12 protein-coding genes are annotated in these 14887 nt (G+C 42.5%); 5 read left to right on the top strand and 7 right to left on the bottom strand.

Annotated elements, in window-relative coordinates; genetic code table 11:
* Positions 1-18: 18 nt before the first annotated feature.
* From TW85_RS10565 to TW85_RS10555, 3 genes are all read right to left on the bottom strand, one after another.
* Positions 19-768 carry a DUF3726 domain-containing protein gene (locus tag TW85_RS10565; protein ID WP_046017063.1) on the bottom strand — a complete coding sequence of 250 codons (750 nt, stop codon included), beginning with the start codon at positions 766-768 and terminating at the stop codon, positions 19-21.
* Complete coding sequence (locus TW85_RS10560) at positions 768-2489, bottom strand: hypothetical protein (RefSeq protein WP_046017062.1); 1722 nt, start codon at positions 2487-2489, stop codon at positions 768-770. Before TW85_RS10560 ends, TW85_RS10565 begins: the two co-directional genes overlap by 1 nt.
* Positions 2490-2729: 240 nt before the next feature.
* Positions 2730-3623, bottom strand: coding sequence for a LysR family transcriptional regulator (locus tag TW85_RS10555; RefSeq protein ID WP_046017061.1), 894 nt, complete (start codon positions 3621-3623; stop codon positions 2730-2732).
* Positions 3624-3716: 93 nt separating this feature from the next.
* Between TW85_RS10555 and TW85_RS10550 the strand changes: the two genes are divergently transcribed.
* The 5 genes from TW85_RS10550 to TW85_RS10530 all read left to right on the top strand — a co-directional run bounded on the left by TW85_RS10550 (position 3717) and on the right by TW85_RS10530 (position 9969).
* Entirely contained in the window at positions 3717-5162 is a 1446-nt protein-coding gene (locus tag TW85_RS10550; protein WP_046017060.1) for an aldehyde dehydrogenase family protein, read from the top strand.
* Between the two features lie 14 nt (positions 5163-5176).
* The gene (locus tag TW85_RS10545; protein WP_046017059.1) at positions 5177-6169 is read left to right on the top strand and encodes a dipeptidase; all 993 of its coding nucleotides are present in this window, start codon (positions 5177-5179) and stop codon (positions 6167-6169) included.
* Between the two features lie 92 nt (positions 6170-6261).
* The gene (locus TW85_RS10540; RefSeq protein WP_046017058.1) at positions 6262-7818 is read left to right on the top strand and encodes a BCCT family transporter; all 1557 of its coding nucleotides are present in this window, start codon (positions 6262-6264) and stop codon (positions 7816-7818) included.
* A 184-nt stretch (positions 7819-8002) separates the two neighbouring features.
* Positions 8003-8386 carry a RidA family protein gene (locus TW85_RS10535; protein ID WP_046017106.1) on the top strand — a complete coding sequence of 128 codons (384 nt, stop codon included), beginning with the start codon at positions 8003-8005 and terminating at the stop codon, positions 8384-8386.
* A 359-nt stretch (positions 8387-8745) separates the two neighbouring features.
* On the top strand, positions 8746-9969 hold the full coding sequence (locus TW85_RS10530; RefSeq protein ID WP_052702086.1) for an MFS transporter: 1224 nt from the start codon (positions 8746-8748) through the stop codon (positions 9967-9969).
* 34 nt (positions 9970-10003) lie between these two features.
* Here TW85_RS10530 and TW85_RS10525 read toward each other — a convergent pair whose 3' ends face one another.
* The 4 genes from TW85_RS10525 to TW85_RS10510 all read right to left on the bottom strand — a co-directional run bounded on the left by TW85_RS10525 (position 10004) and on the right by TW85_RS10510 (position 14887).
* Positions 10004-11092, bottom strand: coding sequence for an ABC transporter substrate-binding protein (locus TW85_RS10525; RefSeq protein ID WP_046017057.1), 1089 nt, complete (start codon positions 11090-11092; stop codon positions 10004-10006).
* Positions 11089-12549: a sensor histidine kinase gene (locus TW85_RS10520; RefSeq protein WP_046017056.1), complete on the bottom strand. Its 1461-nt coding sequence runs from the start codon at positions 12547-12549 to the stop codon at positions 11089-11091. Before TW85_RS10520 ends, TW85_RS10525 begins: the two co-directional genes overlap by 4 nt.
* On the bottom strand, positions 12530-13195 hold the full coding sequence (locus TW85_RS10515; RefSeq protein WP_046017055.1) for a response regulator transcription factor: 666 nt from the start codon (positions 13193-13195) through the stop codon (positions 12530-12532). The genes TW85_RS10520 and TW85_RS10515 overlap by 20 nt, the downstream gene beginning before the upstream one ends.
* A 171-nt stretch (positions 13196-13366) precedes the next feature.
* Positions 13367-14887 (bottom strand): tripartite tricarboxylate transporter permease, encoded by a 1521-nt coding sequence (locus TW85_RS10510; protein ID WP_046017054.1) that lies wholly within the window; start codon positions 14885-14887, stop codon positions 13367-13369.

Raw genomic sequence — 14887 nt, 5'->3', positions numbered from 1 at the left:
TTTATAGACAGACTCAGCTTAACTTGCACCAGCACCCTGTCTTGACTGTTCAGAGTTCTCTACCAAAACAGCCGCACCGATTTGATTGATTTCTTGCCAAAGTTTTTCATCGATTTCGATACCATTATCTATGGTCTTCTCTTTCTCTTTAGCAATCTCTTTCGCACTCATATGGAATCGAGTTTGATGATCATTTGAGTTTTGCAAAGAAGAAGTTAAATCAACTCGAGAACTACAAATAATGGTCAATGCTTGCTTGTCCTGCTCATTGCTCTCAAGATTAGTCACAGCTTGGCTAAAAGAAGGGTAACGCGCACCAGCATTAATAGCAGCCGTATATTCAGTTACCACGTCCGATCCATTGCGCCAGTAAGCCACCACACTGATACCACGACGGCCACAATCAGTCAGTGCTTTTAGTATGAACTTACGGTTATGACAATTGTGTACACTAATAGTCGCAATACCACATTCAAGTGCCTTTGCATGGGCTAGATCAACCGCTGAAGCAATACAGTTCAGCGCACTTCGGCCATGGCTATCAATAGTAGCGGAGGTGCTATCTTCATAGATGACGGTACTCATATCCTTATATCTATCTTCTTTAATATAAGGCAAGGTTCTTTGTAATTCTTGCAGTCCATTTAAGCCATGCTTTTCTAGCCATAGGATCATGTTGGCAGCATCTTCGTAATTACCAACAAAATAGTTAGCCGCTTCAAAGCAACGTCGTAAAGCCGCTTTCAACTCATTCATAGAAACATGCATTAGACATTCTCCTCTGCTTTTGGCGCCAATGGCATAAACCAATCATCATTAAAACTAGTTCCAATATCTTCTAATAAAGGTGCGCCTTGAAACATGGTATTTCGCACCCAAAGTTTGGATCTAGGATCAAATTTACTCACCCCAAAGAAGGCAAGTTTGGCTCTTAGCAAATGCATAGGAAGTACATTTTTATCAAGCAAGTTGGCCTGAATATCACCATAAACACAACGGTTCATACTTTGAATACGTCTAACAATGCCTCTCAATTTAGGCTTAGTAACCATAAAACGAGCAGTTGAATGTTCTGGGAATTCATTAATATATTCGCACAGCTGGTCGTAGCATTTACGTACGGCATAACCTACACCTAATGCCATTTGTTTATCTTTCCCTTTTTCGGTCGCCGCTTGACCTAATCTTGGCTCCATCTTCTCTTCTGACCTGTACCAGAAAATATCTCTAGAACCACTTTCACTAAAGTCTATTTTCAATGCCCATGCATAACGAGTTTCAATCACCTGTTTAAGTGTTTGCAGCGGCATAACAGGGTCTAGATCTAAAAACTCTTCAGAACCATGATAGCCCTCTAAGTCGTCAACTAACTCAGGGTGAAGCTCTAATAACAAAGAGACTAGAAGCTCTTGCCCTTGCAAAGAGCAAGCCTCTTCACTCCAAACAATCAAGCTATTCCAGCTGTCTACACCAAGGTCAAGACGTGCTTTTAGCTGTTCAAGATCTGCCAAAACAGCAATATTATTGTTTGTTTGCCACTCGTCTTCTGTTTCTGTTTCAGCCATATGGCTTTGTACACGGCTGATTAAACGCTCTAACTTCTCTTTTGCATTTTCATCATAAAGCCCAAGTAACCTCACTCTTGCTAAAGCAAGCTCACGCATCTCAACCCATTGGTTAATTAATAGAGGATGGTTCATGAGATAAGGCGCCATGCCTAAGCCCGTTGAGTTACCAATACCAAAGTAACGCTTAATTTCTGGTTTCATTGGGTTATAAGTCGCTGGCGTACGTTTTTCAGCAATATGCTCAGCTTGGAACAAACTAAAGTTTCTCAACATGAAGCACACGAACATTTCTGCCGAGAAAGGTCGCGCAAAATCAGGCCAGCGAGTAGATACCTTCTCCCAATCCGCCATGCCTAATTTACCACTGCCGTAAACAGCCGTTGTACGATATAAATAGCCCACTTTAGCTATCTTATTAATGTCCGGCTGACCGCCGTTCGCTAATTGATCAACAACGTATTCAAAGTTACGTGCACTTCGGTTAGCACGTGATAAGACAAAGACACGGGAATCAACTCGACCCGCTTCTTGTTTAGGGACATTTTGGCGCAAGCTTTCAACGTAAACCTCATCCACTTTACCAGCAACCAGTGCCATTGTGAGATCCCATTTTGAAGCGATTACCCTATCATTTCGCTCATCTGGAGACAGATAATCAGAAAAGATAACAAAGCTAAACAGGTCATGAGGTGTTTGAATTTCATAAATAGCCGTACCATAGCCTTCGTCATTTAAAGACATGGTCGTCATATTTATCTGCCAACGCTCGCGCATCACATGGCGAACCAAGATGCGCATAAAGCTTAATCGGCTTTGATGCATAGCACCTAATCGCTCCAAATCCATTACCTGGTCGATAGGCCGAAGTGGCAACGCATTATTTCCTCTTAACGAGGAGTCAATCGCGGCGGGCGTGGTCATGGCAAACACTCTCTTATTTTAGTAATTGAAAATTGTCTTCCTAGTGAATAGACATTCATGTTTCACTTGATGGTCTCATCATTGATCATGCGCCCTCTCCCATCAAATCAAAAAGCTATATCATTAGATAAGCTTTTCTAATCAAAACACCTCAAACCATTACTTTTCCTAGGTTTTCCCCTTTTATAAAAAAATGAGCTCTTTTCAATTCTTTGACCAGTATCAAACAAACCCAGCCAATTAGCGCTTTGCCTTGCTCAAAATAAAGTCAACAAGTGCACTCGCGGCAGGTGATAAAGATTTGTTATTAAGCTGCACTAAACCAATTTTGCGCACTACAAAAGGTGTATCCAAAGGGATAAAACACAAAGTTGAGCTCTCTTTAGGGAAGGCATACCTAGGTAAGGTTGTAATTCCCACACCCGCTTCAAGCATGGCAATTAAAGAGATCATATTAGAAATATAGAACTGTGAACGGCCAAGTAAAGGGCTAGCCTCGCTGTCTTCTAGCAAGCGCGAAGTACCATTACTAATAAACCTATGTTCTAACAATGTTTTCCAATGAATCCCCTTAAGCTCAGCTAAAGGGTGATCTTTAGGGCAAACAACTCCAATCTGATCTTCCCAAATAGCTTCAAAGGTTTTATCAGGATGTTCCTCTTCATGAAATAAGCTAGCAATACCAAAATCTACCTGCTGATTTTCAACCATTTTAAGAACGGCATCAGAATTATCATCAAAGAAACTGACATTCAGCTCCGTCGCATCCGCAACAAACTCAAGTAGCAATTCAGGTAAAACCTGACTTGCTATAGAAGGGACAGAAGCTAGTCGGATATGCCCTGCTTTATGATCAGCCATCAACATCATGTCTTGTGCAATACGATCATGATGAGCAATGAGTTCTTTTGCCTTAGGTAAAAACAGTTCACCAAAAGGTGTCAACTCAGCCTTAGCAGACTTAGTTTTACGTTTTTCAAAAACAGACTCACCCAGTTTACTTTCCAAATCTTTTATCGATAAAGAAATCGCAGGCTGAGTTCTATGGGCCCGTTCAGCAGCAACATGAAAGCCTTTAAGCTCAGCAACCCAAACAAAATGGCGTAGTTGAGTAATTTTAAGTTCTGGCATCATAATAAAAAAACCTTATCACTTAATATTAATTATTAATTTTTATTATTAAACCATGGGTACTAGTATGATGCCAATACCACATAGGAGTAGATCATGTCCGATTCAGTTTTTCGTAATTACATCGCCGGTGAATGGGTTGATGGAAACAAAGATAATATAGATAACATTAGTCCAGCTGACACCAAAGATAACATTGGTACTTATGCTCAAGCAGATAAAGCGCAAACACTTGCAGCGATTGAAGCGGCTAAGCAAGGTCAAGCTGAATGGGAAAAAAGCGGTCTAGAGCAAAGATACTCTGTCTTGATGGCTATTGGTGATGAGCTGATCGCACGTAAAGACGAGCTTGGTGAATTGCTAGCCCGTGAAGAAGGTAAAACATTAGCAGAAGGCGCTGGTGAGACTTACCGTTCAGGTCAGTTCTTCCACTATTATGCTGCTGAAGTACTTCGTCAAATGGGCGAAACAGCTGACTCAGTTCGTCCAGGTGTTGAAATCGAAACTCGCCGTGAGCCAGTGGGTGTTGTAGGTATCATCACACCTTGGAATTTCCCAACAGCAACAGGCGCTTGGAAAATTGCCCCAGCACTTGCATACGGTAACTCAGTTGTTTGGAAACCCGCTAACCAAGTACCAGCAAGCGCTTGGGCTTTAACAGAAATCATTTCTCGCCAAGGTCTTCCTGCTGGCACAGTAAACCTAGTAATGGGTCCTGGTGCTGAAGTAGGCGATACACTGATTCACTCAAAAGATATCAATGCACTTACTTTCACAGGTTCTTTAGAAACTGGTCGTAAAGTCGCTGTTGCAACGGCTGCAAACCTAATCAAATGCCAGCTAGAAATGGGCAGTAAAAATGCACTGATCGTTCTAGACGATGCAGACATTGATAACGCGGTTGAATGCGCTGTTGGTGGTGCTTACGGTGGTACAGGTCAAAAATGTACAGCCTCTTCACGTTTAATCGTTACTGAAGGTATCCACGACGAGTTCGTTGCCAAAATGATTGAGCGCATGAAGAAATTGGTTGTTGGTCACCCTCTTAAAGAAGGTGTTCACATTGGTGCGGTTGCTGATGCACGTCAAATGGAACAAAACCTATCTTACCTTGAGCTTGCTAAGAAAGAAGGCGGCGAATTGGCATATGGTGGTGAAGTACTGACAGAAGAAGCTGATGGTTACTACATGCAACCAGCGCTTTTCACAAACACAACAAACCAGATGACAATCAACCGTGAAGAAGCTTTCGCACCGATCGCTTGCATCATCAAGGTTGCTGACTATGCAGAAGCACTAGACACACTGAATGATACAAACTTTGGTCTAACGGGTGGTATTTGCACAACTTCTCTTAAATACGCTAACGACTTCAAACGCAATGCTAAAACAGGTTGCGCCATGATCAACTTGCCAACAGCAGGTACGGATTACCATGTGCCATTTGGCGGACGTAAAGATTCAAGCTTTGGTCCACGTGAGCAAGGAACTTACGCAAAAGAGTTCTACACCGTGGTTAAAACCACTTATATGCGCGCATAACAAAGGGCTGAATCATGCATCAGGATCTTATCGTCATAGATGGTTTGCAATACTCAAATTGGGACAGAAACATCTTCTTACAGCTTAAAGAAGGTGGTGTCACCATGGTACATGCGACCATTGTTTACCATGAACAAATTCGCGAAACCCTATTGCGTATTGGTGAATGGAATACTCATTTTGAGCGTAACGCTGACCTAATTATGCCGGTTCGCTGTGCTGATGATATTCGGATCGCCAAACAAACAGGCCGTGTTGGCATTATGTTTGGCGCTCAGAATTGCTCACCGATTGAAGATGACATTGCCATGATCGAGATAATGCGCGAGCTAAATCTCATGATCATGCAACTCACTTATAACAACCAAAGTCTTCTGGCTTGCGGTTGTTATGAGGCAGTTGATAGCGGTGTTACCCGCTTTGGTAAACAAGCAATCAAGGAAATGAATCGTGTTGGCATGATAGTCGACATGAGTCATAGCGGCGAACGCAGCACCCTTGATGCGATAGAAATATCAGAGCGACCTATTGTAATTTCTCACGCTAATCCGTTGAGCTTCCATGAAGCAAAACGCAACAAGTCAGACCTAGTTCTTAAAAACCTTGCTGAGTCAGGTGGTTTACTAGGTTTCAGTTTATATCCATTCCACCTTAAGAATGGATCAAACTGCCGCCTTGATGAGTTCTGCGACATGATAGCTAACACAGCAGATTTAATGGGCATAGACAATATTGGTATAGGTACAGATTTATGCCAGCAGCAGCCACTTTCTATTCTTGAATGGATGCGAAATGGTCGTTGGTCAAAGACAAAGGATTACGGAGAAGGGTCTAAATCCAATGCGGATTGGCCTGAACCACTCACTTGGTTTAGGGATAGCCGAGATTTCCCAAATCTCACCAAAGGCCTAATTGATAGAGGCTTTAATCAAACTGAGGTAGCAAAAATAATGGGTCAAAACTGGTTACGATTCTTCGACGAAGGATTAACACCACAAGACTCATAAAGGTAACCCAAGTTAACGGGCATACAGGCATGCTCGTTAACGCCGGATAATTCCAATAAATATAAAAAATAAATATCCTTCAGGAGACTACCATGAGTAGAGTTTCTCAAGACGGCGTACAGCCAAATCAAGCTAGCAACGGCACTGGATTATTAGCAGGGGTAGATTTACCCGTGTTTTTCATCAGTGGTGGCGGTTTAGCACTCTTCGTAATTGCCGCTCTGTATGACATCAATATGGTTTCATCTTGGGTAAATAGCGCATTTGCCACATCCACCAAACTCTTTGGTGCTTATTGGCAAGTATTGTTGTTATTAACCTTTATAATCGGCTTATTCCTAGCGATTGGTCGTTCTGGTGCAGTGGTACTTGGCGGCATCAAGACCCCTGAGATTTCTACTTTTAAGTGGATCTCAATCATCATGTGTACCCTACTTGCCGGTGGCGGTGTGTTTTGGGCAGCAGCAGAACCTATGGCTCACTTCACTTCTGCACCACCATTGTTTGGTGAAGCAGAAGGCGCACAAGCAGCTTACAATGCATTAGCACAAAGCTTTATGCACTGGGGTTTCCTAGCATGGGCAATCTTGGGTAGCTTAACCGGTATCGTTTTCATGTACCTACATTATGAAAAAGGTCTACCACTTAAGCCAAGAACTTTGCTTTACCCTGTGTTTGGTGACAAGGTAATGACTGGTCCATTCGGTGCTATCGTTGATGCAAGTTGTGTACTTGCTGTTGTAGCCGGAACAGTTGGCCCAATCGGATTCCTAGGTCTTCAGGTTAGCTTTGGTTTAGAAAAACTATTTGGTATTCCTGATACCTACACAACTCAGCTTGTTATCCTACTTTCTTTGATTGGTATCTATACCCTTTCAGCGGTAAGTGGTGTGACTAAAGGCATCCAGATTCTAAGTCGTGCCAACGTGATTCTTGCTGTTGTTCTGATCGCTTTCATTCTATTATTTGGACCAACTGCTTTCATCATTGATAGCTACCTACATTCTTTTGGTATTTACCTTGATAAGTTCATCCCAATGGCAACATTCCGTGCTAGCCCAGGCTGGTTGGACTGGTGGACAGTATTCTTCTGGGGCTGGTTCCTAGGTTACGGTCCTCTTATGGCCATGTTTGTCGCACGTATTTCACGTGGTCGTACCATTCGTCAAATGGTGCTATTGATCTCAGTTGTTGCACCAATCATCACAACATTCTGGTTCACAATCGTTGGTGGTAGTGGTTTAGCGTTTGAAATCGCAAACCCAGGTGTTATCTCTGAACCTTTCACAGGCTTCAACCTACCAGCAGCACTATTGGCTATCACAGAACAATTGCCTATGGGCTTCATGATCTCTGTCTTGTTCCTGATTTTGACTACTATCTTTGTAGCAACAACAGGTGACTCAATGACCTATGCAGTATCTATGGTTATGACAGGTACAGACCAACCACAAAGCTCTATCCGTGTGTTCTGGGGCATCATGATGGGTGTTGTCGCAGCACTACTTATCTCGATTGGCTCTGGCGGTATTTCTGCCTTGCAATCTTTCATCGTGATCACGGCAGTACCGGTTTCTTTGGTACTACTACCGTCACTTTGGACTGCACCACAAATTGCGAAGAAGATGGCAGACGAGCAAGGCTTGTAAGTGATTACCTTGCTATGAGAACCTAGCCATTAATGCTTAGCCTTACCCTTTGGGTAGGGCAATAGCAAAAGCAGCAATAAATAGAAGGGAGCCTCGGCTCCCTTTCTAGGTGCAAACTCTGCAGTTTTCAGAGTTAACTATTTATAGAAAACACATAGGACACACCAAGACCATGGCTCAGCCAATCAAAACCCCCGTTAAAACAGACCTTTTCGCATCCAAAGCACCACTTGAATGGGCAGTCATTGCTAACGGGCAACTATCGACAGCTCAAATTCCAATTGACCAAGAAGGTAAAGTTGTTGAAGGCGGCATAGAAGCCCAAGCACGTCAAACAATGGATAACTTGAAGCACACGATAGAAGCAGCTGAATTGACGATGGACCATGTCACTCAAGTACTTATCTATGTTACCGATAGATCTCAACTTCCAGTATTTAACAAGGTTTATGCAGATTACTTTGCAGCACCTTACCCAAACCGCGCAGCCATGATAGTTGCAGGTTTAGCGAGAGAAGAGATGCTATGTGAAGTGGTTGCTTATGCCGTCGTGCCTGCACAAAACTAAGCTATCAAAAGCAAGCTTTCAAAATTAAGCGCTCAAAACTAGATAGCCGAAAACAGTGTTGATAATGTGGTTAATCCATTATCAACACGATTAAATGCGTTCTTTTAATGGGCAGGTTCTCCCCCCGCTTTTCTTACCCGTCACAATTGTTTGTGGCTAAGAATTTGGTAGAGCTTGCTTCTTTTTCCCCTCCCTCTCTGAAGCAAATAAAAGGCTTCAGGTATAAAGATTCCAAAACGACGACTAAACACATTCCTGCGACAAAATCCTTGTCTTAATCCATAGAGATAGGCATGCTGCACTATTTTTCAATTCGAACTTTATTCGTCATTATGTTTCGCTATTTATAGGGATGTAATTTGCAAGCTAGCCACTCAAACTCACCAAAAAAGCCTTATACTTTAATAATTATCAGTCTGATATTAACGGCTTGTAGTGCTGTAACACATGGCTTTAGCATGTTTTTGTATTCTGCTCTTTTACCTGAAGTAAGAGACTTATTTCAGCTTAGCTATAGCACAGCCTCTTTCATCTCGGCCCTACTTTTTATTGCCTATATGCTGACCTCATTGATAAGTGGTGTTCTTCTAACAAAACTAGGTGGCTATAAACTCTTTTTACTCACCATAGGGATTAGCCCTGTCTTATTGGCATTAGCCGTACTCTCTCCTTGGGCATTAGGCTTCGCTATTTGCCTTGCTTTTGTATCAGGTTGCGCTGTTGCAAACTGGAATGCCATTGTTGCCTTATCAAGCGACATTATACCGCTAAAGTTTCGTAATCGTATCCTTGGATTAGCGTCTGCAGGTGCCGCCTTTGCGATTACCTTGAATGGTATTTTAATCGCCTTATTTTTACCTGAGTTGAGCCTGCAAGCTTTTTGGTTTGTATGCGCCGCTATCACAGCCGCCATTGCACTTTTATCCTTTATCTACCTACCTAAACCAAAAGAAGAAGCCCAAGAGCAAAACTATCAAAAGCCAAGCATCAATCCTAAAACTATTCTTAAATCTCACCCTGTCGCTTTACAAGCCGTGCTTTTAAGCGCTTTTATTGGCTTTATTTCAGGGCCCTTTTTAACCTTTTTATCACCTTTTATTGTGAATGTACTCAAAGGCGATTCAAATCAGACAGGTTCGATTTGGACCATGATAGGCGTAGCTGGGATAGTGGGCGGCATGATCATAGGCGCACTTGCCGATAAGTTTGGCATTATCCAAGTTATTAAACTCACCTTATTAAGCTTTGCGGCCTGCATACTTCTATTATTGTGGGACGCTAAACTTTGGGTACTCTGGGCTTGTGCCAGCATTTTTGCTTTCTTGTACTTCCCTGTCTGGGGGCTAATCGCCAGCCACATTAGCGACTTTGTCGATAGTAAACAAAGCGCCCTTATCGTCAGCTTAGGCATGGTTGGCTACGGCTGCGGCAATGCTTTCGCCAGCAGCCTTTGTGGCATATTACTCGATATCAGCACTCAATATAGCCAAGTCGACGGCTTCACTCTCGTCTACTCTTGGGTACTCGCATCAGCCTGTCTTGCAGCACTTTGGTGCCAGAGAATGCAAAAAGCGAAAACTTAAAGTAAATAAAAACAGCTTGATCACATCACTTCGCTTAGTCCAACTCACTTAGTTCCAAAGCACTCTCCCAACTGCGGATAAAACGGCTTTGTTTAGCATGATCTCGACCAACCAAGAGTTGCTGGTCTAACTCTATGATACGGGTGGGATGTGATCGCTTTTTACTGAGGTTGATCGCTTGGCTTGCATCGCCTATGGGGAAGAGTAGGTTTTCCGACAACATTAAACTTTGTACTTTTTCAGATAATAAGAAGTCAATGAATTTACCAGCATCTTCGGCATTTGGCGCAAGTTTAGGGATTAACACTGAACGCATCATAAGCAGGGTGTAATCTGTTGGCATTATCATGGTGAGTCTAGGGTCACCCAAAGCACGCTTGTGCGCATAAGAGCCCACTAGGTTATAACCAAGCAATAAGTCCCCTGCGGCCACATCATCTATCATGGCGCTAGTACAACAGTAGGTTTTCACCTTGTGACTACCAAAAGCCTCAATCATACGCCCCCATGTGGCGTCAGCTTGGCGAGCATCTTGGCTCGCTAATAAATAACCTACTCCACTTTTACGAATATCATAGGTGCCTATCTTGCCTTGAAAGGCTTGGCTGTGATGACGCATTATTTGTAATAAATCCAACCTATTTTTTGGCAGCTCACCACCTGGAAACAGATTCTGATTTACCAACATCACCACGGGTTCTAACGAGAAGGCAAAGATTTGATTCCGCCACTTTGCCATTTCTGGTAGGGCTTGAGTCATACTGGATTGATAGGTTTTGGCATAGGCATCATTAACCAGCTTCAATTGTAAATCCATGGCACTGCTAACAATCAAGCTGGCTTTGGGCCTGTCTTTTTCTGCCATCACCTTATGATAAAGTTCGAGGGAGTTCACATCATAATAGGCAACTTTAGTCGCTGGATAGGTTTCGACAAAAGTTTTTAAAATAGGTTCAAACGCATCAAGGTCGACTGTGGAGTAGATATTTAAAGTTCGCTGCTCTTGGAAGAAGTTACCTCCTTGGTCCAACGCTGAGTCAGATTCGTACACAACAGGGTTTGCCATTAAGCTTGCCACATAAGTAAATATGAATGCGACTAACGCTTTTTTCAGACTTCTCATAACTCACCTTCTCGCTCAAAATATAAAGGGAAATCTACACTGATAGTCGCTCCTTTAGGCTGAGTATCAGTCACTTTGATTTTCCCCTGATGCCTATCGCTAATTTCTTTTACCATAGCAAGCCCTACTCCTGTGCCAGATATTTCATAGTTAGCTCGATAAAAGCGTTCAAACACTCGCCTTTTCTCATCATCAGCTATCCCATCCCCATAATCGATAATGCTCAATCTCACAGATTGCACATCTTGTTTGATGCGGATTTCAACCAGTTGCTCATTCTGATCATTTAGGCCATTACCTGCACTGTATCTCACCGCGTTATCGAGAAGATTGTTGAGCATTTGTTGTAGAGAAAAAGCCTCTCCAAGTATCATGACTTTACTGGTGTCTGATTCGAAAGATAAGTGAATCCCTTGCCTTAAAGCCGCAACAGCTTGTTCCATGCAAGACTGCTTTATAAGAGCAACCAAATCCAGAGGAATGAGACGCTGAGTTTGAAGGCGGTGAGACACCACGGCCTGATTAAGTAAGATGGTAACGGTTTCACTTAAGGTTTCGCTTTGTTGCACTATCTGCTCTAGGGCTTCTTCTTGCCTTTCTGGGGTAGTTTGATCTCTGGCATTTTCAGCTAGCGCTTTAAGGCTGGCTAGAGGTGTGCGTAATTGATGCGCTGATTCTGCCGTATAATTTTCTAGCTGTTCTAAGTTTTTATTTAACCGCGCCATAAAATGATTTAAAGCGATTTTAAGTTGGTAAGTTTCTTTTGGTGTATCCAATTTAATAGGTGTTAAATCACCGGGCTGTCTTTCTTCCAGTAACTCTTCAATGCGATGTAATGGGTTAAGTACCAGATGACTTCCCAACATGATAAGCACTATGGCGACAATTGCGATCAAGAGAATCACTTGTACTGCACGGGTAGTAATAGAAGACGCCATGGTTTCACGGGACAAACGAGTTTGCCCTAATAAAATGGTTACACTACCTTGGATATTGGCTTCGGTGACATCTCTTTCCAACCAGACAAGCCTTATCATTTCACCAGAAAAAATTTGATTATAAAACTGAGGTTTGCCTAATTCAGACGGTGATGGTGGTGTACTTTCGAGACTTTGATTTCCTGTAATATAACCATCAACCGAGCTTTCGACACGATAAAAAATTCTATCTTCGTTAGCCTGTGCCAAGGTAGAAAAAGCAGACCAAGGAATATCAATGGATAGGCGCCCATCCTCTGCGAGTATGTTTTCATCCATTTGCAATAAGGCACTCAGCAATAGCCTATCGTAGGATAAGTCCGCTAACCTTTGGCTATAGTTAAACACCAGATTAATCGCGATAAGCGCAATAACACTTATTACGCCAGCACCAGATAAGATAAAGCGCTTTCTTAGAGAAGGCGCTTTTTGTAGCTCTAACGCTTCATTTTCAGCCAGACTAGCTGATTTCTGCCACATAACCCAAACCCCTTAAGGTGCTTATGGTAAGTGAGCTCTTCACCAATTTTTTACGTAATCGACCCACATAAAGCTCAATGGCATTTGGCCCTGGGGTTTCATCGTAATTAAATAAATGCTCGGTAATTTCATCTTTACTTAATACTCGGCCAAGGTGTCCGACAAACACTTCCAGCAAACAAAACTCGCGATTTGTCACTGGCTGTATTTCACCATTTACTGTTACTTGGCGAGCATCCCTATCAATGGTCAAATTACCATGCTCTGTAATATTCGCCGCATAACCATGATGCCTTCTTAGCAAAGCACGGCAACGGGCTTCTAATTCTCGAAAATTAAAGGGCTTAGTTAAATAATCATCAGCGCCAGCATCGAGAAGAATCACCCTATCATCCATTTGATCTCTTGCGGTCAAGATCAAAACAGGGGTCTCATTTGCTCTGGCCCTTAATTGTTTTAGAATTTGCAGGCCAGACATGCCCGGCAAATTGAGATCTAAAATAATCAGATCCAATGTTTGGTACTTTAGAATTTCATTTGCTTGTTCGCCATTCGTTACAAGATCTGCCCCATGACCCAAGCTTGTCAGGCGATCACAGATCGCTTGACCTAAGACTTCAGTGTCTTCTACAACCAATACACGCATAAACATCTCTCTTGCTGATCTTATTTTTATAATTAGCTTTTTTATTTAGTCTCTAACGCTTTTTAATGATCCCTTGATATCAATAGATTATAGCCTTTCAAACGTAAAAAATTCGGAGCAGTCTGGCTGCTCCGAATTCCATTTCTTAGACGGTTTCGTCTGTTTAAAAATCTAACTCGATGTTGCTTCTTTAGATTTTGACATTTTTGCTCGAACCATAGGCCCAACAATCACAGGAAGTACCAAACCAAGAATCGCTACAGTCCAAAGACCAATACTTAAACCACTGTTTAGTAGAACACTCCAGTCACCATCAGATAATACCAAGGCGTGACGAAGGCTTTTTTCCATTTCAGGCCCAAGTAGCATACCTAAAATAACAGGTACTAAAGGCACATCAACTTTACGTAGAACATAACCAATCACACCAAAACCAACCATGAAATAAAGGTCTAAGGCACTGTGACTTACTGAGTAAATACCAACAGATGCGACCAAGGTAACAATCGGCATTAGGTATTTTGGCGGTACGCTAAGCAACTTAACAAATATACCTATCATTGGAATATTCAGTAATAAGAGCACTAGGTTACCAACAAACAAAGCCGCGATTACACCCCAAACTAAATCTGCATTTTGAGTAAATAACATAGGGCCAGGTGTCACGTTTAGTGAGATCAACATAGCAAGTAACACTGCGGTTGTACCACTACCAGGTACACCTAAAGTCAACATAGGAACAAGCGCCCCTGATGCCGCACCGTTATTACCCGCTTCTGGCGCTGCGATACCACGAGTATCACCTTTACCAAACTCTCCTTTATCACCAACGACTTTCTTTTCAAGCGTATAACTGATGAAGCTACCCAAAGAAGCACCGGCTCCTGGCAATACACCTGAAACGAAACCAAGTAAGGCACCACGAAGTGACGTTGGTAAAACCTTAACAATATCGCTCATAGTCAGTTTTAGCTTATTAATAGCCACTTTCTTAAGGCCATCACCCGCATGCTTTTCGATGAAAAAGAGTAATTCACTGATCGCAAACAAACCAACGATAGCGATAATAAAGTCCACCCCTTCAAATAACTCTAGGGTGTTATAGGTATAACGCTGCACACCACTTGAGATATCAATACCAACAGAGGCAATCATCAAACCTAAAGCCGCCGCCATTAGGGTTTTAAATTGGTTTTTACCTGTGATACCACCTAAGGTCGCAAAGGCTAATGCAAATAAAGCAAAGTATTCTGAAGGACCAAACTTAAGCGCAAATTTCGCCAAGATAGGAGCAAGAATCACAAGACCGATAGTGGCAATAAAACTACCAATAAAAGAGGCAATCGCAGAGATAGCCAAAGCTTCAGCCGCCTTACCCTTTAACGCCATAGGATAACCATCAATACAGGTCATCATGGCAGGCTCATCGCCTGGGATATTAAGCAAGATGGAAGAAATACGTCCACCATACATGGCACCAGCATAAACAGAGGTTAGCAATATCAAAGAAGATGTTGGCGATAACCCTAAGCTAAACGCAAGAGGGATAAGAATCGCAACGCCATTTGCAGGGCCAAGGCCAGGCAAAGCACCAATTAAAGTACCTAAAATGGCACCTATAATGGCAAACATCAGGCTTTCTGGGGTTAAGGCAACAGCAAAACCCTGCATTAAAAAATCTAAGGTTTCCAT

Source organism: Marinomonas sp. S3726 (assembly GCF_000967665.1).
In the GTDB taxonomy this organism is placed as follows: domain Bacteria; phylum Pseudomonadota; class Gammaproteobacteria; order Pseudomonadales; family Marinomonadaceae; genus Marinomonas.
This window is presented reverse-complemented; position numbering and strand designations above follow the sequence as displayed.